Origin of the sequence: Sporosarcina saromensis, from assembly GCF_033253735.1 — a bacterium.
GTDB lineage: Bacteria > Bacillota > Bacilli > Bacillales_A > Planococcaceae > Sporosarcina > Sporosarcina saromensis.
On the sequence record NZ_JAUBDI010000006.1, the window covers coordinates 103,391 to 123,636 of the forward strand.

Genomic DNA, 20,246 nt, shown 5'->3' on the forward strand with positions numbered 1-20,246 from the left:
TAAAACAAGGTGTCCCATTGCCGTTTCTGGCCGTGGGACACCTTTATTTTGTGGATTAAAAAAGCACCTCAACAATCACTTATGATTGTTGAATGTGCTAACAAGACCAAATGTTGTGCCGACAAGGATAAATGCAAACAATGCGTACATGATGTAAATGAACCACATGAAAACTTCACTCCTTTAATCGATAATCCTACCTCCCATTGTAGCATTAGTTGTCCCCGGTGGCAACGAGAGACACCAAGCTGACACAGATCGGTGTTGAATACTTGCTAGTTGGTGAAGTGCTTGCTGCGCGACAGAATCAAATTTGGAACGACACTTTTTCCGCGGAATCGGGCATATTCAGGTGTAATCCGTGTCGCGCCAAATGCCTTTAACAAACTATCTGTTTTCATTCGTGGTTCAAAGGTCACGAAATGGCGATAACTTTGTGAATTCGATTGATATTCCCCGTATACAATTGAATAAGATGTGAACTTGATCGATACCATTCAAATCCAATCAATAAAACAATTCATCCTTGAAAAACGAAACCATCTGCAGACATTCTGCGTATGTTCTTACAACGAGGGAGGCTGTGAAATGAAGAGACTAACATGTTTTCTTATGATTTTGCTGTTTATCGTCCCGATGAATGTCTCGGCCAAGTCTTTTACGGTTGATCGTGTACAAATTAAAGGCTGGGTGCAACCAAATGGGGATGTACTTGTAAATGAAATCTTTACTTATACGTTGGACGGGGAGTATAAAAATTTTACACGTTCATTCCCAGAAAAACACCTAAACCAAATAATTGATTTTGAAGCATACACAATCACTCGACCCGATCCGATTGTTGGAGAACTGAACAATAAGGATTTAACGCGTGCATCGAGCAAACGAGTAAATGAAACATATAAAATCACGCATACTGGCGGGAGTGGAACGGTCTCTGTACTCTACACGTACACGATGAAAAACGCCGTCATCTCATACGATACATATAGCGATATGGCGATCACATACTTTGAAAGCGGACCAAATCACGACACAGATTTGCACAATGTAACGATATCGTACGTGCTGCCTGGTGACGCGGGAGTTAACAACATCCATGGATTTATGCACGATCGAAAAGGTCAAAAGCCTGCTGTTTATCGCGACGGGATCATCTTTACAACGCCCATTTCATCCGCAAGTACAGAGACAAGTACCCGTTTACTATTCCCGTCGACTTTAATGACCGAACAGCCAAAAATAGCAGCACCGCTATCACTTTCAGAAGTAGTAGAAAACGAAACGGCGACTATTGAAAAGATGTTATCCAAGCTAGCCGTCATCCCTGTACTGACAAAAATCGTCGATAATGGAAGTATAGTAATGCTTGTGCTCATCGGTTTGCTTGTCCTATACAAGCAACGCATCTTTTCTTTTTTTGGAAACACTCATCTCATTTTACAAACAGATCCCATCTATTTAATGCATGTTGATCAGAGTGGGAAGTTCAATCGTAAAAGTTTTCTCGCTGGCCTATTTGCGCTCGTTGAGAGAGGCATTCTTGATGTTGAAATGTCGGAATCTGCCTCGCGCTTCAAAGACAGTGAAGGCGCGCCTGACAAAACGCTTGTCTTCCGGCAAGCAAAGAATGTGAACAAAAAAATACTTCCACATGAGCAATATTTACTCACTTGGTTGTTCAAAGGGAGAGCAGGTCATCGGAAATTTCATTTGCATGACATTGCGGGGTCTGCAAAGAAAGCTGATCGGAACAATCGAAATGATGTACGAAAGCAAATTCGGTTTCAAGAAAATCACATCATTTGGCATGAAGATACGTTACAACTCATGAAAGAAGCTGGGGCACTGTCAACGAATTTGCCACAAGCGCTCAAATTGCTCATTTTTGTTGGTTTAATGGGTGTAACGAGTTTCGCGTATTATGTAGATCTTGCTGGGTTCTGGGGTATTTCATTTCCGATCATTGTGGTCGTTATTTGCTATATGCTATATCAATCCAACCCGAAAAAGAAGTGGCCATCCATTGTGTTTTTCATCGGTATGTTTGCTGTTGGCGCGCAAATCGTAAATCCTGAGTTGCAACTAGCCATACTAAACATGGTCGTTGTAAGTGCGGTGTTCTTTTTTCTTCTCCCGATTGCTCTTCCGAGTTCAATCACTGCAATTAATACAAAAATGAGTATTAATAAATTCAGGATGAAAAAGAAAGGGTTGATTTCTGAGTTGTCGCCAGATGATTATGACAGCTGGATAACCCGTACGTATTTATTGAATAGATCCAAGAAAAGACTCCCAAAACTAAAGAATGATCTACCGGCAGCTGCTCCGCTAGCACCTCTTTTCACCTTAGCAGTAGATCCCCTCTACTACACATACTCGACATGGGGACAGTTAAAATCGATAAGTAGTAGTTCCACAACGAAAGGTAGCTCGTATGATGGCGGCGGTGGATATAGTGGTGGAGGAGATGGCGGTGGAGGAGGAGCAGGGGCTGAATAATGTATACACCGATCTTAAAACCGCAAGCACCCAGCTAAAAATGGATGCTTGCGGTTTATAGTAATGTGTTAGATTCCGTTCTTTTCCTTTAATAAATCTCGAATTTCCTTTAGCAGTTCCTCTTTTGCGTCGATTGCAGGTGTTTCGTTCTTTGTCGGTTCTTTTTTGCGTTTGAATTTCATAAGAATACGGACGAACAGGAAGATGGAGAACGCAATAATTAAAAAGTCAATGATGGATTGCAAAAATAGACCGTATGTAAAATTTGCGTTGCCAATCTCTACGTGTAACTTCGAAATATCAATTTTTCCTGTCAGCATGCCGATGAACGGTGTAATGATATTTTCAACGAGCGAAGATACAATTTTTCCGAATGCAGCACCGATGACGACCGCTACCGCCAGGTCAATAACATTTCCTTTAAAAGCGAATTCCTTAAAATCTTTCCACATCATACATCTTTCCTTTCGAGTGCAAATTGAGTTGTATTTTATTATGTGTTTGCATATAATTAGAACAAATGTTCTTTATAGGAGGCGTTTGTATGAGGAACCAAGTGTTAAAAATGTGTGAGCGTCGTGAAGTAGCTGAAATGATTTATATGTGTGCGGATGGAACATTGACGAAAAGACGACTTAAAATTCTATCGGTCCATCGCGATTCATTTATTGCGTATTGCTACTTACGTAGAGCAAAACGAACATTCAAAGTGGAACGTGTTTTGTCCCTATGGCGCGTCCGACACTATGAATCTGAAGCGATCTGATCTGTCGCGATTAAACAAAAAACGCAAGCAAAGAGCATGATTGGCTACATTAAAATGAATCTTTCTTAAGAGGTTAACCGCGAATTTCTGTATATCCCCACACACAGCGAGAGTTTAGCAATTAAACACCTACTCACGCATTACTTTAAAATCCTCCATCCACACTACTAAACACCATAAATCACCAAACAAATCCTCAAATATATTCCTCTTCGGGAAACCATCGATAGCAGTTCAAATCAATTTTACCACTGCTCGAAAAAACGATGCCTTCCGCTTCTAGTAAATCACGCTGCTTATTTCCTTTATCCGCCCGGTCGGAAGGTGTAGAAATTCCGCCTTGTGCATTAATGATCCGGTGCCATGGCAAGTTATGTTTTGCGCTCATGGAATGGAGCACACGAACGACTTGCCTTGCGCCTCGTGGGTTGCCTGCAGCACGCGCGACTTGTCCGTATGTCATGACGTGGCCTGCGGGAATTCCTGAAATAATTTGGACAACTCGTTCTGTGAACGGAACCATTTTATCCTCCTTCTATTGAAACTATTGTGCTAGTTGTATCGTACATTATATAAATCGAAAATTGAAACGAGAGGGGTTGATGACATGCCAAAACTTTTAGAGAAACAGACTACAATTGGTTATCTGATTAAAATTGCTGGTATTGTTGTGATGGTATGGGGCTTTATTGTCGCAATGTTTTTCCTCGGTGGGGCGGCGCAATTAGGCGGGCAGTTTGTAGATGAATGGGGAGAAATCCAGTATTCAAGCTATCTTGCAGGTGGAGCTTTCTTCGGATTTATTAGTATTCTGGCGAGACATGCGCTGTATGGCATTCTGATTATCGGATTTGGTGAAGTGATTGACTTTTTACAACGCATCTATTTCCGGTTACATCCGGAAGTTGAGCAGCAATGGCAGAAGGAGAAAGAAGAAAAGGAAGTTGTTCGAAAGGAAGACGTACCGTTTTGGGTAGAAACGGAATTGAAAGGGTACTATGAAGAACAGAAGCTAATGTATACATCGATTGAGAAGACAAGTGATGCGTATATATTTAAAGTGGTTGTCGATGATCGGGTGGAGTACGTCGAAGTTGGCAATTTCAAGCCGCGTGTATTGACGGAAGATGAAGCGAAAAAGTATACGGAGTAGGCATTAAACGGCTCCACTCGATTGAGGAGCCGTTGTTTATTCGTTCGTTTATTGCCCAAATTTTCGTTGCCGGCGTCGTTGAATAAATCCATAAACGGCTGTCGCAACGATGACCCAAAATGCACTTGCCGCTATGCCGCCGACAATGTCACTTGGATAATGCACACCAAGGTAAATACGGCTCGTTCCGATCATTCCGAACATGAAAATGACGAACGTGACAAGGGCAACTTTGCTAGTAGCTGTCTGAATGTGACGCCAAACAATGTATGCGCTCACTGCGTACAAACTGAATGCAAGCATCGTATGTCCGCTTGGAAAACTGAAACCTGTTATGTCAATTAATCGATTTGTATCGGGACGTGCCCGTTGAAACGCAAATTTAAAAGATTGGTTTAACAGCCCTGTTCCGGCCATGACGAAGAGGAAGAAAAAAGCTTGCGAACGGTTCCGCAATCCGAAAAACAAGATGGCAAATCCGATAAGAACGAGCAGAATTACGACTTTTGTTGACCCGATGAACGTGAAAGTTTTCATAATCGGAGTGAGCCAATCCGCTTCCCATCCTTGAACGACAGAAATTACGGTGTCGTCAAATTGAGTAATAGTTGTACTGTCAATGTTACTTGCAATAAAAGCAAACGTGCTGCCATAGAGTATACATAATAACAAAGCTAAAAGTAGGCGCGAAGGTAGTCCTTTCAATCCCATTCATCCTTTCTACTGCGCTTTATTGTACAAGAAATGGGAAGAGATTGCACTTCATAATCGGTTTGCGTGGAAGAACAGGGTATTTGAAAGGTGTCAGCTCTAAAAGTAGTTGTTTTCCTTCATTATCAATCAAGTTCACAACGTATTCGATTGGATACGTGAAGTTATCGATTGGATAAGCGAAGTTATCAATCGAATTCACAAAGTTATCGCCATTTCATGATCTTAGAACTAGTGAGTGAAGAGTACCAGCATGTCGCACGACGAGAATGTTCCTGGAATTTCCCATATCTCACGGAACGTTCTTTCATCATGTCGCACGGAAAAAAGTAATGCCAAAATATCTACCAGTAAATGTAGAAAGGGGAGCGTGAATGGATGTAGTGCTCGTCATAATGTGCGCCTATGCAGCTGGCAACTTTTTAACGGCATCTGTAGTAGGTAAGTTATTCTATGCAAGAAATATTCGGGTTGAGGGCAGTGGGAATCCAGGCGCACGCAATATGGGGAGGGTGCTTGGTAAGAAAGCGTTTGTGATTACGTTTCTCGGCGATGCGATGAAAGGCGTTGTCGCAGTGTTGCTCGCGAAGTCTCTAGGATTATCTGAAAGCATACAACTGATCAGTTTGTTGGCGGCGATGCTTGGACATATTTTTCCCGTTGTCGCCAAGTTCAAAGGGGGCGAAGGCATTTCGACGTTCATCGGAGGGATGCTAGCATTCAATCCATTTGCAGTGGGTCTCGTTGTCCTTGCTTTTCTCATCCTGCAACCGTTCTTGAAAACCTTTTCGGCAACGGGGTTTACGGCAATTTCCCTTACGCCGTTGTTTTTATTCTTGCTTACAAAGGATTGGGCACAAGTGGGCCTAGCTGCAGTGCTAGTTGCCTTGCTGTTATGTGTTAGAAATCGCCATGAAGCACCTGTGTAAATTGGAAGAAATGAGGATTATTCCTTGGGAAATAGGCAAAGCGAGGTAAACGGTTGTGAAGCCGCTGTGCAGTTGTCTATAATGGATGGAAATGGGAGAGGAGCGATTAGAATGAAAGAAATACAATCTATCGAAGAATGGAAAGCTGTGCATGAGCAGTCAAAGTCGACACCCGTATTCGTCATTAAACATAGCTCGACATGCCCGATCAGTGCAGCTGGTTATCGAGCGTTCGAAGCATTTCCAACATCTATACCGAAGTATGTTGTCATTGTTCAACGTAGCAGATCCGTTTCCAACGAAATTGAACGCGATCTAGGTGTTCGCCATGAAAGTCCGCAACTATTTTTATTAAACGCAGGGCAAGTGTCCTGGCACGGCAGTCATTATGAAATTAGTGAAATGACCATTCAAACCGCTGTAAATGCCATTCAATAATGCTTTTTGTGTTTCTTGAGTGAAAGGGGATGGGATTTTGTATAACGAAATGTACAGTAGCTTTGGTTCTGCTATTATCAGTTTGTTCATTTGGTGGGGACTATTGCTCGTTTTTCAAAGAATTATCTATCGCGATCCGCAAAGAAACAGTTGGAAGAAAGATCTGTTACTGACGTTTATTCAAAGTGTGGTAGTGTTGCTTTCCCTACCTCTTTTAGCTAGCTTTCTAGGGAAATGAAAAGTTTCTGTAGTAAGAGAACGGCTTTCCAAAAAGATCCTCGAGCAGGGTCTTTTTTTGATGAAAAGAATCTTTGTAGAGAACTTAGCTGAAACTGCGGGAGTAATCAATTCAATTGCGAGTTACTGTCGCACAGAAATGCTTTTTGCAATACGTGCTCTATTGGCAAGGCGGTAAAGTCGATGCGTCAAAGGTCCCGAAATGGCGATAACTTTGTCTATACGATTGATAACTTCAGCTATACAATCGATAACGCATGCTATCCAATCGAATAAATTGTGAACTCGATCGATAACTATCCCTAACACGCCATCTTTGTGAAAAACTTCACAATAAATGACAGATATCATATGCAAATTCATGACGTTCATCTATTCTGCTCGCCTCGAAAACGCTTTAGTATTGTAAACAAGGAAAAACTTCGAGGAGGCTGTAAAAAAATGAGCAAGGAAAAGACGAAGCAATTGCATAAGAATGTTGCACCTTTTGCCAAATCGGATTTGAAAAAGAGTGTTATTCAGTTAATTAATACGGTGCCGCCCATATTCATTTTGTGGTTTTTGGCGTATCAAAGTTTGTCTGTGTCTATTTGGTTAACAATTGGGATTGCAGTCATTGCAGCGGGGTTTGTTGTTCGGACGTTCATCATTTTCCACGACTGCACGCACGGTTCATTTTTCAAAAATAAAAAAGCCAATGATATTGTCGGGACAATTACAGGGATTTTAACGTTATTCCCGTATGAAAAGTGGAAACGGGAGCATGCCATTCACCATGCATCGAGTTCAAATTTGGATAAGCGCGGTGTCGGTGACATTTGGGTTATGACGATAGAAGAGTACGTGGAAGCGTCGAAATGGGAACGTTGGAAGTATCGTGCATATCGAAATCCACTTGTGATGTTTGGACTTGGACCATTGTATTTAGTGCTTATTACCGGGCGCATTAACCGGAAAGACGCTCGCTCAAAAGAACGGAACAATACGTATTTAACAAATGTTGCGCTTGTCGCACTTTATGCGTTGATGATCTGGCTTGTCGGCTGGCAGGCGTTTTTGATTGTGCAAGGTTCCATCATGTTTGTAGCGGCAGCGCTTGGTATTTGGTTATTCTATATTCAACATACATTCGAGGATTCGTATTTTGAAGAAGAATCGGAGTGGGATTATGTGAAAGCGGCTGTGGAAGGCAGTTCGTATTATAAATTGCCGAAAGTCCTTCAATGGGCGACGGGCAATATCGGCTTCCACCACGTCCATCATTTGGCGCCACGCGTTCCGAACTATAACTTGGAAATGGCGCATGAATCGACACCACCATTACACCAAGCAACAACAATTACGATTAAAACGAGCTTAGAGTCACTTCGTTACAAATTGTATGATCCTGCAAACAAGCGGTTCATTACATTTAAAGAAGTGAAAGAGGCCGTTAAACTGCCGACACCAAAAATTGATTTGAAACCGAAGCGTACGAGCTTTGACAGTAAATAAAACATTACAACCATCTCCGTTGTGGGGTGGTTGTTTCATTATTCGCGTTTTTGATACAATGAATGGAACAAGGGCGGTGAAGTTGATGCAAAAATGGTACAGTATTATCCCGAAAAGTCCGTGGCTTAGTATTTACGCCTGGATCATTTTTTGTCTCCTGCCGTTCTTTTTCATATTCAAATCATGGGCTGCTCTTGATATTTCAGTCGGTATTAGCTTATTGCTACTGTTCTTCATTTCCTATTTCTTTTCATTCAAATCAAAGAGCGGGCTTGTCTATATGTGGCTCAGCTTTGAAATGGCCATCAATGTCGTCATGACGCTGTTGTTTGGTTATGTATATTTCTCCATTTTCACCGCGTTTTTCATCGGGAACATCCGGAACCCTGTAGGCTTTTTCATCATGTACGGCTTACATATTGCGTTTACGATCGGGGCTGTAGTGGCGGGCTTTTTCATTGATCTTAACCTGTTCCTGCCGCAAGTGCATTTTATTATTATAACGATTATCGGGGTAATCTTGTTGCCGTTTAACTTGTACAATCGCAGCAAACGCGAGAACTTGGAAGGACAGCTAGAAGATGCAAAAGATCGTATTTCCGAATTAATCCTGCTAGAAGAGCGTGAGCGGATTGCGCGTGATTTACATGATACACTTGGACAAAAGCTGTCGATGATTGGTTTGAAAAGTGATTTGGCGAAGCGATTGATTCACAAAAATCCTGAGAATGCGGAGAAGGAACTGAATGATATTCGGCAAACTGCGAGTACAGCACTAAAAGAAGTGCGAGAACTTGTAGCGGATATGCGCGCGACGAAACTTTCGGATGAATTGCTTCGGGTTCGTCAAATCCTCTTAGCTGCAGAAATTGACATGAAATTAGAAGGCAATCCGATTGTCACCTCAATTCCTTCAAACGTCGAGAACGTATTGAGTATGTGTTTGAAAGAGGCCGTCACAAATGTTGTTAAACATAGTGAAGCAACGGAATGTATCATTCATTTCAAGCAAACCGGTGATTCGATTTCAATTATTGTGCATGACAACGGTGTCGGAATGAAAGAGCAGAAATCAGTGAGTAGTGGGTTAAAAGGGATGCGAGAACGATTGGAATTTGTCAATGGTTCATTGCAAACTGAAAATGATCGAGGAACAAAATTGACGATTAATATGCCGGTTGTGATTACTCATCAAGTAGAGGAGGGTTTGTCATGATTCGAATTGTCATCGCGGAAGATCAGGGAATGATGTTGGGCGCACTCGGTTCTTTATTGAACATGGAAGACGATATGGAAGTAGTGGGAATGGCGAAGAACGGCGAGGAAGCTGTTCAACTCGTCAAGGCGCACGCCCCTGATATTTGCATTATGGATATAGAAATGCCTGTGAAAACCGGTCTGGATGCAGCAGAAGAGCTTGTAGGAATGGAATGCAAGATTATTATCCTCACAACGTTTGCACGAGCTGGATACTTTGAACGCGCGCGAAAAGCCGGTGTAAGAGGCTATTTACTAAAGGATAGCCCAATCGAGGAGCTCGTCACTTCCATTCACGCCATTCAAGATGGTCGACGCATCTATGCCCCTGAGCTTGTCGACATCGCCTACGAAGACGACACGGTCAATCCATTAACGGATCGCGAAAGCCAAGTACTTGAACTAGTAGCTGAAGGAAAGACGACAAAAGAAATTGCCGGAGAACTATATTTGACCCAAGGAACCGTGCGGAATTACATTTCGACCATACTCGAGAAATTGGAAGTCGGCAATCGCATTGAAGCAATTTCACGTTTTAAGGAAAAAGGTTGGTTTAAATAATACGTTTTCCTTAACATTCGCTATCCAAATAAACAACCGTCTCTTCTAACAACACGTGTGAGAGTAGGTTGTTTTTTCTTTTTATTGTTCTTTTGTATGTTCTCTTATGACTACAACGATCTCAGAAAAAGTATATTTATGATTTACCACATCAACAGTGAAATCCTGTTCTTCCTCGATTCCCATTGTCCATCGATAGGAATTCACTTTCAAAAACACAATGAGGGATGCGAGTGCAGTACGTTTGTTTGCATTATGAAATGCATGGTTTTTGGCAATGAATTCAAACAGAGCAGCGGCCTTCTCATATATGGAAGGATAGGCATCCTCACCAAACACTGATTGTCTTGGTCGATTTAACGCATAATCCAGTAAACCGGGATCTTTAACGCCTACAGGTTCTTTTGGAGAATATAATCGGATCTGAATCGTATTGATAGCAATTACCTGATTCGTTGTTAGGTAAATGATTTGCTTGTTCATCGATCGACCAGACCTTTAAAAGCCTTATCATGCTCCTGTATAACGTCATTTAAAATATCCATGAATGCAGCATCCACGCCATCCGGAAGGTAAAGCTGCTCTTTTTTGTGAATAACAATATTACCGTCTTCTACTTTGATTTGCACATTATCTCCGTATGACAGCCCTGCTTCTTTCAAGAGATCGGCAGGTAAAGTAATCCCAAAACTATTGCCGATTTTCGTGACCTTACGCTCTACATACTCCTCCATCCTATCACTCCTTCTTGTTATAACGTTATAATAAATATAACACATAGTGAAAAAAACCAAAAGATTTAGAACCCTGCTTGCTAATGTTCAACATTTGTATTAAAAGTTTGGGAAAAAGAGGTTCAATTCAGAATTGTTTTGGTGCCTGTCCCCAAAACGATTCTGAATCTTTCGCGGGGCGTTTGTAGGTTAGTGTTTTTTGGCGAATCGGTGATAACGAGTCAGAAGTCGGTGATAACGGTCGGAGAATCGGTGATAAAGTGCTCAAAGTCGGTGATAACTACGTGAGAATCGGTGATAACGAGTCAGAAGTCGGTGATAACACTTTGAACAACCTACCGGTGCACGAAGAAGTATCTGACTCATCACTCAGCAACCGTCTCCAGTAAAGAATCGAAAAAGGCTGGCCAGAACGCTGATCTTTTTGTGTATCGTGGGCAGGCTGTCATATGCTATGCTTTTCTCAACGAACAGAAAGGGGAATCTGTATGAGACAACACACGCTGTCAACAGCACAACAATGGGATCGGGAAGACAAACTTGCCACGTATCGGGACGAATTTTACATACTTGAAAATACGATTTACATGGACGGCAATTCACTCGGTTTATTATCCAAACGAGCAGAGCGCACGTTGCTGCAGTTGCTCGATGCTTGGAAGACACTCGGCATTGACGGGTGGACGGAAGGGGAGCATCCGTGGTTTTATCTTTCCGAAGAAGTCGGTAAGAAAATGGCGCCGCTCGTTGGAGGTAATGAAAACGAAGTGATCGCCACAGGTTCAACGACAACAAACTTGCATCAGCTCGTTGCCACTTTTTATAAGCCGATGGGGAATAAAACAAAGATACTCGCGGATGAATTGAACTTCCCTTCGGATATTTATGCGTTGAAAAGTCAGTTGCAGCTAAAAGGGTACGAGCCGGATGAGCATTTAATCCGCGTGGCTAGCCCGGATGGTCGGTATTTACGAGAAGACGACATCATTGCAGCGATGACGGAAGAGGTTGCGCTTATCGTTTTACCAGCCGTCTTATACCGTAGTGGCCAAGTGTTGGATATGGAAAAGTTGACGAAAGCCGCAAATGAACGGAACATTCCAATCGGGTTCGACCTTTGTCATTCTGTTGGATCCGTTGAGCATGAACTGCATGACTGGGGCGTGGACTTTGCATTTTGGTGCACGTATAAGCATTTGAACGGCGGTCCCGGTTCCGTCGGAGGGCTGTTCATTCACGAAAAGCAGTTTGGCAAAGCGCCAGGCCTAGCCGGATGGTTCGGTTCGAAAAAGGCATCACAATTCGATATGGCACATACAATGGATGCGGCTACAGATGTCGGTGCTTATCAAATTGGTACCCCTCACGTATTGAGTTTAGCTCCCGTGATCGGTTCGCTTGAAATGTTCGAGGAAATTGGCATTGAAGCAATCCGTGAAAAATCATTGAAACTGACAAACTTTATGCTTGCGTTAGTAGAACAAGAGCTAGCAGGTGCAGGTTTTACGATTGGTAATCCTGTTGATGAATCTCGCGGTGGACATCTTTTACTGGAACATGCAGAAGCAGCGCGGATTTGCAAAGCGTTAAAGCAAGATGGCGTTATCCCGGATTTCCGAGCTCCAAACGGCATCCGGCTAGCACCCGTTGCACTGTATAACACATTCGAAGACGTCTGGTATACCGTTCAAAAATTGAAAGTCATCATGGATGAGAAACGCTATGAACAATTTGAAAATAAAAGAGGTGTCGTCGCATGACGGGAAAGTGGATCGATATTTCACAGCCGTTGCATAACGGCATTGCAGAATGGCCAGGGGATACGCCATTTACGTATGAAGTCGCTTTTCCGAAAGCAGTAACCGGTTCGGTCAATATCGGAAAACTGACAACGAGTACGCATATGGGGACGCACATTGATGCGCCGTTTCATTATGATGATCAGGGAAAGAAAGTACATGAATTGCCGCTTGACGTCTATATCGGTCGAGCCAAAATCATTGATGTGACGGGCCTTGAGAGCGTCGGTCGTTCCGATTTGGAAGCGCACGATTTCGGTGGAGCACAACGAATTTTATTAAAAACAGGAAGTCGACCAGATCCAACTATATTTCCAGAAACATTTACAGTGCTACGAGCAGATATTGGTCCGTTTTTGAAAGAACGCGGTGTAAAACTGATTGGTGTAGATACGCCATCCGTTGACCCTGAATCGAGCAAGACACTAGACGCGCATCATGCCCTCCATGACAATGGAGTGCTCATTTTGGAAAATATCGTACTCGATACAATCCACCCAGGCTTTTATGAATTAATCGCATTACCATTGCCAATTGCGGGAGCGGATGGAAGTCCAGTGCGCGCTGTTATAAGGAGACTAGACGATGAGTGAAAAAGGAATTCATACAGATTTTAGAGAGAACATGACATACGGCGAGTACTTGCGCCTGGATAAAGTCTTATCGAGCCAAGAACGGTTATCGGGTCATCATGACGAAATGCTGTTCATCGTCATTCACCAAGTGAGCGAGTTGTGGATGAAGCTCATTTTGCACGAATTAAATACGGCAATTGAGTTGATTGAAGAAGATGAACTACCAGAAGCGTTCAAAATGCTCGCCCGTGTTTCAAAAGTGCAATCACAAATCATCCAGGCATGGGATGTCCTTGCGACAATGACGCCAGCTGAATACATGGAATTCCGTGATAGCCTCGGCCGTGCATCAGGTTTTCAATCGTACCAAAACCGTCTCATCGAATTTGCGTTAGGGTATAAACAGCCACATATCTTGAAAATTTACGAGAAAGACCCTGCGCTCGCACGCGAATTAACAGCAGCCTATGAAGCACCCGGGATTTATGATGTTGCCATTCGTGCCCTCTCACGAGCAGGCTTTGCCATCAATCCAGACTTGTTGAACCGGGATTTCTCGGTTACTTACAAAGGGGATCCAACGGTTGCGGCAGCATGGCTCGACGTCTACCGTGATGTCGACACATACTGGGATTTGTATCAACTCGCCGAAAAACTCGTCGATATCGAAGACAGCCACCAGCAATGGCGCTTCCGCCACATGAAGACGGTGGAGCGTATCATCGGATTCAAAGCCGGCACAGGCGGCTCCTCAGGCGTCAATTATTTGAAGTCTGTACTGGATCATCAGTTTTTCCCTGAACTATGGGACGTACGAACAAAATTATGAGTATCTCAAAGAAGCTGCCGACGTCATCTCGGCAGCTTCTGTTATGTAAGCCTAACAGATAATGATGACAAGGAGATTTCTGTGTTAGAAATTGCGTTGAAATAAAGAGAAGTACAGCATTTGCGTTCTATCGATCACTATGCCAGTTCTATCAATCACTTTCACAATTCTAATAAACAATTTGTTACGAACGGCCTATCCCTCGGAAGCAACCCGTTAAAGTGTGAAAGGCATTTAGCGCGACAATAACAATTTGGTAGAAGCAATTACCCGCGAAACAAGCAAATTTCATCAAGCTAAGCATAACTCTTTATAACGCCGCAAATTTCTTTCAAACGGCTCAAATATCACCGAAACGCGGCATATTTCCCCAGAACTCCGCATAACTCCCCGAAACACCGCAAACTTCTCCAGAACGCCGCATATCCCAGCCAAACGCCGCATACCCCACCAAACAAAAAAACTCCACCAACTCACTCCGTTGGCAGAGCCTCGTCTCTTAACACAATTGTATTACTAAAGATAGCGCAGTTCGCTGTGTGGGCGCTACGAATTACCAATCTACAGAACCACAGCCGGATTGGCCAAAACCTCCATTTTCAGTTTAGTTAGCAATGAACCCGTCGAAATGATTTCTCATCGACTGTAGGAACCCCTCCCCGAACCGTTGTGACTCATTGCCCCAACCTTGGATTGCCCACTATGCACAAAGCCTGCTCGCTCGCACTTACTTCACAAAAAGCAAGGCGAACAATGGACTGCGCCAGTTTGCGGATAAATTCCAACCAGTCTTACTAAATGAGCGTTCCCTACAACCATCTATCAAAAATAAATTGGTCCTCATCACAATATAGTATCGTTTCACCATTATGATGACTGGAAATACTAAATCACCACCATCATTGACGTTGTATACTTAGAATATTCTGCATGCGGCAAGGTGGTGTGTGCACTTAGACTGCATGCCTAGCAATGAAAATCTTCAGTAAATCTTCAGAAATAAGATGCATAAATCTTCATCTTCATTGTAGACAATAAAAACACTACGAAAAAGGTGGGATTCTATGAAAAAACGAGCACTCATTTTAGTAGCCGTTGTGGGAGCGGCATTGTTTTTCTTGAACGATAAAACGTCGAAAAAGGAAGCAGTTCCTTTAAGTTACGATGCAAAGGCTGCAATTGTTATGAATGAATCAGGAAAGGTATTGTATGAAAAAAACAGCAAACAAGCACTTCCTATCGCAAGCATGTCAAAACTGATGACACAATATATTATTTTAGAGGCACTCGCCAATAACGATCTATCTTGGGATGACAAGTACGAGCCATCCGCAGTAGCAATGAACCAAGACCGGCATGCCGTGAAATTAGGGATGGACACAAACTCCACATACACCGTGAGAGAATTATTCACAGCAATGACGGTCATTTCCGCAAATGACGCAACAATAGCACTCGCTGAAATGGTTAGCGGCTCTGAAGAAGCATTTGTCGCTGAGATGAACAAGCGTGCCAAGCAGTTAGGTTTAAAACACACACACTTCGTCAATGCGACAGGGTTGGATGCAGACGAGACCAATCAAGCTACTGCACGAGATGTCGCTGCTATTGCCCGAACAGTACTCAACGAGCATCCGGAGATTCTGGAATTCACACGTATGACCGATTTCACAACTGATGAAGGTGTGAAGAGATGGTCTACAAACCTCATGCTTCCTGGGATGCCTGAAGCAATGCCGGGTTTGGATGGACTTAAAACAGGTTACACGGAAATTGCCGAATCGTGCTTTGCGAGTACCGGAATATTTAATGGAGAGCGCATTATTACCGTCGTCATCGGTGTCGAAGCGGATGGTAAAGACACGACGACACCCCGATTTGATTTAACACGTGAATTAATTGATTCGTATGTGTTGAATAAATAAAAAGTTCGCCGCTGCATGCTATACTGAAACAAATCATTCACATAGCAAAGGGGTCTATAACATGCTACAAACCGAACAATGGATTAAGAAATTGCCGCTTCTTCAACAAATCGTCGATAAAAAGGAAGTCCTTTGGGTAAACCCTTTAAACGGAAACAGTGCGAACGGTATTGAGCAATCCGGCATTTCAATCAAAGACGTCAAAGATGCAAGTGATCGTTTACAACGGTTTGCCCCGTACATACAAGCGATTTTTCCTGAAACAACTGAAGCGAAGGGCATTATTGAATCTCCGTTAACAGAAATTGCAGATATGAAGCAAGCGCTTGCTCGTGCATATAACACAGAAGTACCAGGTACATTACTATTAAAACAAGACAACGCACTACCAATTTCAGGATCCATCAAAGCGCGTGGTGGAATCTACGAAGTATTAAAACATGCTGAAACACTTGCCATAGAATATGGACTGATCACACCGGAAGACGATTACACAAAATTCGCAGAACCCGCATTCCGTAATGTCTTTGCCAAACATAAAATTGCCGTTGGTTCGACAGGTAACCTTGGATTGAGCATCGGTATCATGAGTGCGCAGCTCGGCTTCAATGTCACCGTGCATATGTCCGCAGATGCAAAACAATGGAAGAAGGACTTATTGCGTGAAAAAGGAGTTACAGTTGTTGAATACGCAGACGATTACAGTAAAGCGGTTGAGGAAGGTAGACGCCAAGCGGAATCGGATTCTTTATGTCATTTCGTCGATGATGAGAACTCGCTCGACTTGTTCCTTGGATACGCTGTTGCGGGGGAACGGGTAGCTGCGCAATTAAAAGAACAAGGAAGAGTTGTAGATGCGGATCATCCACTATTCGTCTACTTGCCATGTGGAGTTGGTGGAGGACCTGGCGGCGTTGCCTTCGGATTAAAAGTGCAATTTGGAGACAATGTCCACTGCTTCTTTGCTGAGCCGACAAACGCGCCATGCATGACAATCGGAATGATGACACAGCTTCACGATAAAGTTTCTGTCGCAGATTTCGGATTAGACAATCATACTGCAGCGGATGGACTCGCTGTTGGCACACCGTCAGGATTTGTCGGTAAAAAGATGGAACCGCTTCTTGCAGGATGCTACACCATTTCAGACGACACGATGTTCAAACTTCTGACAATGACGGCAGACACAGAGGGAATCCGCCTAGAACCTTCTGCATTAGCGGGCATGACAGGCCCCATTCACACAATACAAAACGACATACAAAATGCTGCTTCATCATCAGCGACTCACCTTGTGTGGGCAACAGGCGGAAGCATGGTCCCAGAAACCGAAATGGATATATACTACGGAATTGGCAGGAAATAATCGCTATTTCCCGGGAAATCGACAAGATAAGGGAAATAATTTACGGAAAACAAAAATTATTGTCTAACAGTGCCATCAGAAGCTTAACTTTCATCTCTTCCAGCAACGTAAAGAATCTGTAACGAAATTCCGCAATCATTCGTCTACTCATTAAGTACGTATGCTGGAGGTGCTCGTGTGAAAAATGATGTCTTAGCCATACTTTTGTTAAGCTTATGTCTCTTGTCAGCATGTTCAGATGCAAAAACACAAAAGCTAGAAGCGTTCTTTAAAGACGCAAATATCGAACACGTCGATAAAGTCATCATCCAAGACGGTTCGACGGGCTACTCAAAAGAAATGGTTGACGAACAGCAAATTGATGATTTCTTATCCCGAGTAAAATATATTGAGTATTCACCTCAAGAAAACCAAGAAGGCAGCGTTGGCTGGCGTTATGCGATTACGCTTATTGACGGTCAAACAGAATTCAAATTTACTTTACATCAAATTGGGGACACCTACTATGACACCAATCCAGACATTCATCCAATCGTAGACACTTACTACAAAGAGTTGGAACGTGAAGAGAAATAAACGCTGAAAGGACCTCTGCTTTGGGTCCTTTTTAAATGGATTCAAAACGTTTACTTCAATCTGGATAGGGAATAACAGTATGGAGAGAAAAATAGATGTGGAGGATGAAACGATGAGCTCCCCAGTGGAAGATAAATCAGCAACCCAATGCAACACAGAGTATGATGCATTAAAGCGAGTGATCATATGCCAACCAAAATACATGGCAATAGAAGACGTCATCAATGACGTACAAGAAAAGTACAAAGACGAAAACATTGACGTCGAAATTGCGATGAAACAACATAAAGAATTTGAAAAACTGTTACGGGAGCATGGCGTGGAAGTCATTACACTGCCCGCATCCGAAAAATTCCCGGAACAAGTATTCACGCGTGATATCGGATTCACAGTGGGTGATGAAGTGTTCGTTGCCGAGATGGCAAGTGACATCCGAAAAGGCGAAGAGGAAGCGTTAGAAGAGTTTCTGGAAGAAGAAAATATTGACTACCAAACAACAGTCGATCGGGTAGAAGGTGGTGATGTGATTGTTGATGGCGACAAGGTGTACGTAGGTATTAGCAGTCGTACATCTGACCAAGCTGTCCGCAATCTACAACGCGATTTGCCCAATCACCAAATTATCCGCGTACCATTTGATGAAAAATACTTGCATCTGGATTGCGTGTTCAACATTCTATCACCAACGACAGCACTCATTTTCCCTGAAGCCTTGCCAGCAGAAATGGTCGAGATGCTTACGGAGAAATACACATGCATCGAAGTGTCAAAAGAGGAACAGTTTACACTCGGTACAAATGTATTATCCATCGGGGACGGCAAAGTATTTAGCCAACCTCAAAACAAAGAAGTAAACAAAGCGATGCGCACTCACGGATTTGAAGTCATCGAAATTGACTTCTCCGAAATCATCAAATCCGGAGGCTCTTTCCGTTGTTGCTCAATGCCGTTAGAACGGGAATGACAAATGAATCAAATTGTAACCCGCGGAAAGTTGTAGCTTCGCGCGGGTTACAGTATGATGGCGATTATTGATTTACTGCGGAAATGCGTTCGGTATCTTCACAAGTACATAATCACTCGTCCACATTTGAGTCGTGGCGATTAAGCGTTCATCGTCTTTCGTAAAAAATAGACCGCTGCCACCTTTCTCAACGAATTCCCAACCATCTCTTTCAAGCAACGCCTTCACCTCTGCATCGACACCGGCCGTTCCGTTATATCCATTTCGTGTCATATACCAAAAATTAGCTTCATCCTCACCGACCTTCACCAATTGATCTTCAGAGCGTTCAAGTACTTCAATAACCTCTTTTCCTTTCGCTCCTTCAAAAGGGAGAGCTGGAAACCGATTCATATACACAACAACACCAATGACGACGGTTATCAGTGCTAACAATAGTACAATTTTTCTCACGATCAGTCACTCCTTTCATTCACGATCCATTGCATCTAACTGTTCTTTCGCTTTCTCGACAATCCTTCTAATGAGTTCATCTTCCGTCAACTTCTCACTATTATCCCCATAACGGTAATCATCTATGAGTTCGCTCAACGCAAACCAAGTAGCAGAATCAGCATCAGGAAAATCATCACGCAAGACTTGATAGAGCGTGGATGCGTGGTCAAATGCTTTCTCGTTTTCTTCAACAATTTTTGATAATAAACAACGCGTAACCTGAATATTGCATGCTTCAATGGTGGGGCGCTGTATCGCTAATTCACGAACGGCCCGATGAAAGTAGTTTTCCACTTCAAACGGATTAATTCGTGTACGTAAAGAAGCGAGCATAAGTAAAGAGGGAGAAGTTTGGTTGTTTTCAAGCAGACCAATTGCCCAACAAACATAATCATTCGGTTCTGCCGTCATTTTATGTATTTTATAAAAAAGTAGGTCTGTATGTATTTTTCTCACGCCTTCTAAAGGGATTGTCTAATAATTAAAACGATTGCTGCTTGAAAAATGTTTCATTGGAAAGCGTGATTGGGAACTTTCTAGTCGTTTAGTTGCAATGAAGTACTGTAGGAAGAGGAGCGGGAAAGTTGGTGTAAATGTTCGAATCGGTGGTAAAGGGCGGAGAAACGGTGGTAACAGCATCCGAATCGGTGGTAAACGACCAAAAAGGTGATAACTGTATCCGTACCTGTGATGCGAAAAACGAAACATCGACTTTTCTTGTTGATCAACAAAAAAGGGCTACAAACTGATAGCCCTTGCTCATTAAACATCCGATTCCACAATATGATTCGTCTCATGCATGGAACTTTCATAGGCGATTAATGTTACGCCCAATTCATCCTCAAAATCACTCAACAATTTCAACTGCTCAGCATTTAACTCTGCAAGCGGCACACGGTCCGGCATCATCATCCACCACTCTTATCCTGTTTACG

Annotated in this window: 25 protein-coding genes; 16 read left to right on the top strand and 9 right to left on the bottom strand. The window is 42.9% G+C overall.

Features of this window, described 5'->3' with window-relative positions; genetic code table 11:
• Positions 1-588 precede the first annotated feature (588 nt).
• Positions 589-2,502, top strand: coding sequence for a DUF2207 domain-containing protein (locus QT711_RS08580; RefSeq protein WP_317943448.1), 1,914 nt, complete (start codon positions 589-591; stop codon positions 2,500-2,502).
• Positions 2,503-2,570: 68 nt separating this feature from the next.
• On the opposite strand, the gene mscL is transcribed toward QT711_RS08580, so the two are convergent.
• Positions 2,571-2,954 carry a large conductance mechanosensitive channel protein MscL gene (mscL, locus tag QT711_RS08585; RefSeq protein WP_317943450.1) on the bottom strand — a complete coding sequence of 128 codons (384 nt, stop codon included), beginning with the start codon at positions 2,952-2,954 and terminating at the stop codon, positions 2,571-2,573.
• Positions 2,955-3,046: 92 nt separating this feature from the next.
• On the opposite strand from mscL, the gene QT711_RS08590 reads away from it, so the two are divergent.
• Positions 3,047-3,268, top strand: coding sequence for a transcriptional regulator (locus QT711_RS08590; RefSeq protein WP_317943451.1), 222 nt, complete (start codon positions 3,047-3,049; stop codon positions 3,266-3,268).
• A gap of 196 nt (positions 3,269-3,464) precedes the next feature.
• On the opposite strand, the gene QT711_RS08595 is transcribed toward QT711_RS08590, so the two are convergent.
• Positions 3,465-3,791, bottom strand: a complete 327-nt coding sequence (locus tag QT711_RS08595; protein WP_317943453.1) for an MGMT family protein — start codon at positions 3,789-3,791, stop codon at positions 3,465-3,467.
• A gap of 84 nt (positions 3,792-3,875) precedes the next feature.
• Between QT711_RS08595 and QT711_RS08600 the strand changes: the two genes are divergently transcribed.
• Complete coding sequence (locus QT711_RS08600) at positions 3,876-4,421, top strand: hypothetical protein (protein WP_317943455.1); 546 nt, start codon at positions 3,876-3,878, stop codon at positions 4,419-4,421.
• A gap of 48 nt (positions 4,422-4,469) precedes the next feature.
• On the opposite strand, the gene QT711_RS08605 is transcribed toward QT711_RS08600, so the two are convergent.
• Positions 4,470-5,126, bottom strand: coding sequence for a phosphatase PAP2 family protein (locus QT711_RS08605; RefSeq protein WP_317943457.1), 657 nt, complete (start codon positions 5,124-5,126; stop codon positions 4,470-4,472).
• Between the two features lie 25 nt (positions 5,127-5,151).
• On the bottom strand, positions 5,152-5,334 hold the full coding sequence (locus QT711_RS08610) for a hypothetical protein (protein ID WP_317943459.1): 183 nt from the start codon (positions 5,332-5,334) through the stop codon (positions 5,152-5,154).
• 172 nt (positions 5,335-5,506) lie between these two features.
• Here QT711_RS08610 and QT711_RS08615 point away from each other — a divergent pair, with 172 nt between their 5' ends.
• The 6 genes from QT711_RS08615 to QT711_RS08640 all read left to right on the top strand — a co-directional run bounded on the left by QT711_RS08615 (position 5,507) and on the right by QT711_RS08640 (position 10,048).
• A complete protein-coding gene (locus QT711_RS08615) occupies positions 5,507-6,061 on the top strand; it encodes a glycerol-3-phosphate acyltransferase (RefSeq protein WP_317943461.1) in 555 nt (184 codons plus the stop codon).
• 111 nt (positions 6,062-6,172) lie between these two features.
• On the top strand, positions 6,173-6,499 hold the full coding sequence (gene ytxJ / locus QT711_RS08620) for a bacillithiol system redox-active protein YtxJ (RefSeq protein ID WP_317943462.1): 327 nt from the start codon (positions 6,173-6,175) through the stop codon (positions 6,497-6,499).
• Positions 6,500-6,536: 37 nt separating this feature from the next.
• Entirely contained in the window at positions 6,537-6,737 is a 201-nt protein-coding gene (locus QT711_RS08625) for a hypothetical protein (RefSeq protein WP_317943463.1), read from the top strand.
• Positions 6,738-7,177: 440 nt separating this feature from the next.
• Complete coding sequence (locus tag QT711_RS08630; RefSeq protein WP_317943464.1) at positions 7,178-8,230, top strand: fatty acid desaturase; 1,053 nt, start codon at positions 7,178-7,180, stop codon at positions 8,228-8,230.
• 85 nt (positions 8,231-8,315) lie between these two features.
• Complete coding sequence (locus QT711_RS08635) at positions 8,316-9,446, top strand: sensor histidine kinase (RefSeq protein ID WP_317943554.1); 1,131 nt, start codon at positions 8,316-8,318, stop codon at positions 9,444-9,446.
• Positions 9,443-10,048: a response regulator transcription factor gene (locus tag QT711_RS08640; protein WP_317943466.1), complete on the top strand. Its 606-nt coding sequence runs from the start codon at positions 9,443-9,445 to the stop codon at positions 10,046-10,048. The genes QT711_RS08635 and QT711_RS08640 overlap by 4 nt, the downstream gene beginning before the upstream one ends.
• A gap of 81 nt (positions 10,049-10,129) precedes the next feature.
• On the opposite strand, the gene QT711_RS08645 is transcribed toward QT711_RS08640, so the two are convergent.
• Together QT711_RS08645 and QT711_RS08650 are read right to left on the bottom strand one after the other, a co-directional pair.
• Positions 10,130-10,531, bottom strand: coding sequence for a type II toxin-antitoxin system death-on-curing family toxin (locus QT711_RS08645; RefSeq protein WP_317943468.1), 402 nt, complete (start codon positions 10,529-10,531; stop codon positions 10,130-10,132).
• Positions 10,528-10,782, bottom strand: coding sequence for an AbrB/MazE/SpoVT family DNA-binding domain-containing protein (locus QT711_RS08650; RefSeq protein WP_317943469.1), 255 nt, complete (start codon positions 10,780-10,782; stop codon positions 10,528-10,530). The genes QT711_RS08645 and QT711_RS08650 overlap by 4 nt, the downstream gene beginning before the upstream one ends.
• A gap of 488 nt (positions 10,783-11,270) precedes the next feature.
• Here QT711_RS08650 and kynU point away from each other — a divergent pair, with 488 nt between their 5' ends.
• The 7 genes from kynU to QT711_RS08685 all read left to right on the top strand — a co-directional run bounded on the left by kynU (position 11,271) and on the right by QT711_RS08685 (position 18,816).
• Entirely contained in the window at positions 11,271-12,542 is a 1,272-nt protein-coding gene (gene kynU / locus QT711_RS08655) for a kynureninase (RefSeq protein WP_317943470.1), read from the top strand.
• Positions 12,539-13,174, top strand: coding sequence for an arylformamidase (gene kynB / locus QT711_RS08660; protein WP_317943471.1), 636 nt, complete (start codon positions 12,539-12,541; stop codon positions 13,172-13,174). Before kynU ends, kynB begins: the two co-directional genes overlap by 4 nt.
• Positions 13,167-13,985, top strand: coding sequence for a tryptophan 2,3-dioxygenase (kynA, locus tag QT711_RS08665; protein WP_317943473.1), 819 nt, complete (start codon positions 13,167-13,169; stop codon positions 13,983-13,985). The genes kynB and kynA overlap by 8 nt, the downstream gene beginning before the upstream one ends.
• Positions 13,986-15,049: 1,064 nt before the next feature.
• Positions 15,050-15,910, top strand: coding sequence for a D-alanyl-D-alanine carboxypeptidase family protein (locus QT711_RS08670; protein WP_317943475.1), 861 nt, complete (start codon positions 15,050-15,052; stop codon positions 15,908-15,910).
• Between the two features lie 61 nt (positions 15,911-15,971).
• Positions 15,972-17,276 carry a D-serine ammonia-lyase gene (locus tag QT711_RS08675; RefSeq protein WP_317943477.1) on the top strand — a complete coding sequence of 435 codons (1,305 nt, stop codon included), beginning with the start codon at positions 15,972-15,974 and terminating at the stop codon, positions 17,274-17,276.
• A gap of 177 nt (positions 17,277-17,453) precedes the next feature.
• Positions 17,454-17,852 carry a hypothetical protein gene (locus tag QT711_RS08680; protein ID WP_317943479.1) on the top strand — a complete coding sequence of 133 codons (399 nt, stop codon included), beginning with the start codon at positions 17,454-17,456 and terminating at the stop codon, positions 17,850-17,852.
• Positions 17,853-17,964: 112 nt separating this feature from the next.
• Complete coding sequence (locus QT711_RS08685) at positions 17,965-18,816, top strand: dimethylarginine dimethylaminohydrolase family protein (RefSeq protein ID WP_317943556.1); 852 nt, start codon at positions 17,965-17,967, stop codon at positions 18,814-18,816.
• A 72-nt stretch (positions 18,817-18,888) separates the two neighbouring features.
• On the opposite strand, the gene QT711_RS08690 is transcribed toward QT711_RS08685, so the two are convergent.
• The 3 genes from QT711_RS08690 to QT711_RS08700 all read right to left on the bottom strand — a co-directional run bounded on the left by QT711_RS08690 (position 18,889) and on the right by QT711_RS08700 (position 20,220).
• Positions 18,889-19,269, bottom strand: coding sequence for a type II toxin-antitoxin system HicA family toxin (locus QT711_RS08690; protein WP_317943481.1), 381 nt, complete (start codon positions 19,267-19,269; stop codon positions 18,889-18,891).
• Between the two features lie 15 nt (positions 19,270-19,284).
• A complete protein-coding gene (locus QT711_RS08695) occupies positions 19,285-19,722 on the bottom strand; it encodes a hypothetical protein (RefSeq protein WP_317943483.1) in 438 nt (145 codons plus the stop codon).
• Between the two features lie 351 nt (positions 19,723-20,073).
• The gene (locus QT711_RS08700; RefSeq protein ID WP_317943484.1) at positions 20,074-20,220 is read right to left on the bottom strand and encodes a hypothetical protein; all 147 of its coding nucleotides are present in this window, start codon (positions 20,218-20,220) and stop codon (positions 20,074-20,076) included.
• Positions 20,221-20,246: the final 26 nt, after the last annotated feature.

What these genes read in the sequence shown, in the direction of transcription:
- QT711_RS08580 (WP_317943448.1), top strand. Translation starts at nt 589, where the DNA reads ATGAAGAGACTAACATGTTTTCTTATGATTTTGCTGTTTATCGTCCCG.
- mscL (WP_317943450.1), bottom strand. Translation starts at nt 2,954, where the DNA reads ATGTGGAAAGATTTTAAGGAATTCGCTTTTAAAGGAAATGTTATTGAC.
- QT711_RS08590 (WP_317943451.1), top strand. Translation starts at nt 3,047, where the DNA reads ATGAGGAACCAAGTGTTAAAAATGTGTGAGCGTCGTGAAGTAGCTGAA.
- QT711_RS08595 (WP_317943453.1), bottom strand. Translation starts at nt 3,791, where the DNA reads ATGGTTCCGTTCACAGAACGAGTTGTCCAAATTATTTCAGGAATTCCC.
- QT711_RS08600 (WP_317943455.1), top strand. Translation starts at nt 3,876, where the DNA reads ATGCCAAAACTTTTAGAGAAACAGACTACAATTGGTTATCTGATTAAA.
- QT711_RS08615 (WP_317943461.1), top strand. Translation starts at nt 5,507, where the DNA reads ATGGATGTAGTGCTCGTCATAATGTGCGCCTATGCAGCTGGCAACTTT.
- ytxJ (WP_317943462.1), top strand. Translation starts at nt 6,173, where the DNA reads ATGAAAGAAATACAATCTATCGAAGAATGGAAAGCTGTGCATGAGCAG.
- QT711_RS08630 (WP_317943464.1), top strand. Translation starts at nt 7,178, where the DNA reads ATGAGCAAGGAAAAGACGAAGCAATTGCATAAGAATGTTGCACCTTTT.
- QT711_RS08635 (WP_317943554.1), top strand. Translation starts at nt 8,316, where the DNA reads ATGCAAAAATGGTACAGTATTATCCCGAAAAGTCCGTGGCTTAGTATT.
- QT711_RS08640 (WP_317943466.1), top strand. Translation starts at nt 9,443, where the DNA reads ATGATTCGAATTGTCATCGCGGAAGATCAGGGAATGATGTTGGGCGCA.
- QT711_RS08645 (WP_317943468.1), bottom strand. Translation starts at nt 10,531, where the DNA reads ATGAACAAGCAAATCATTTACCTAACAACGAATCAGGTAATTGCTATC.
- QT711_RS08650 (WP_317943469.1), bottom strand. Translation starts at nt 10,782, where the DNA reads ATGGAGGAGTATGTAGAGCGTAAGGTCACGAAAATCGGCAATAGTTTT.
- kynU (WP_317943470.1), top strand. Translation starts at nt 11,271, where the DNA reads ATGAGACAACACACGCTGTCAACAGCACAACAATGGGATCGGGAAGAC.
- kynB (WP_317943471.1), top strand. Translation starts at nt 12,539, where the DNA reads ATGACGGGAAAGTGGATCGATATTTCACAGCCGTTGCATAACGGCATT.
- kynA (WP_317943473.1), top strand. Translation starts at nt 13,167, where the DNA reads ATGAGTGAAAAAGGAATTCATACAGATTTTAGAGAGAACATGACATAC.
- QT711_RS08670 (WP_317943475.1), top strand. Translation starts at nt 15,050, where the DNA reads ATGAAAAAACGAGCACTCATTTTAGTAGCCGTTGTGGGAGCGGCATTG.
- QT711_RS08675 (WP_317943477.1), top strand. Translation starts at nt 15,972, where the DNA reads ATGCTACAAACCGAACAATGGATTAAGAAATTGCCGCTTCTTCAACAA.
- QT711_RS08685 (WP_317943556.1), top strand. Translation starts at nt 17,965, where the DNA reads ATGAGCTCCCCAGTGGAAGATAAATCAGCAACCCAATGCAACACAGAG.
- QT711_RS08695 (WP_317943483.1), bottom strand. Translation starts at nt 19,722, where the DNA reads ATGACGGCAGAACCGAATGATTATGTTTGTTGGGCAATTGGTCTGCTT.
- QT711_RS08700 (WP_317943484.1), bottom strand. Translation starts at nt 20,220, where the DNA reads ATGATGCCGGACCGTGTGCCGCTTGCAGAGTTAAATGCTGAGCAGTTG.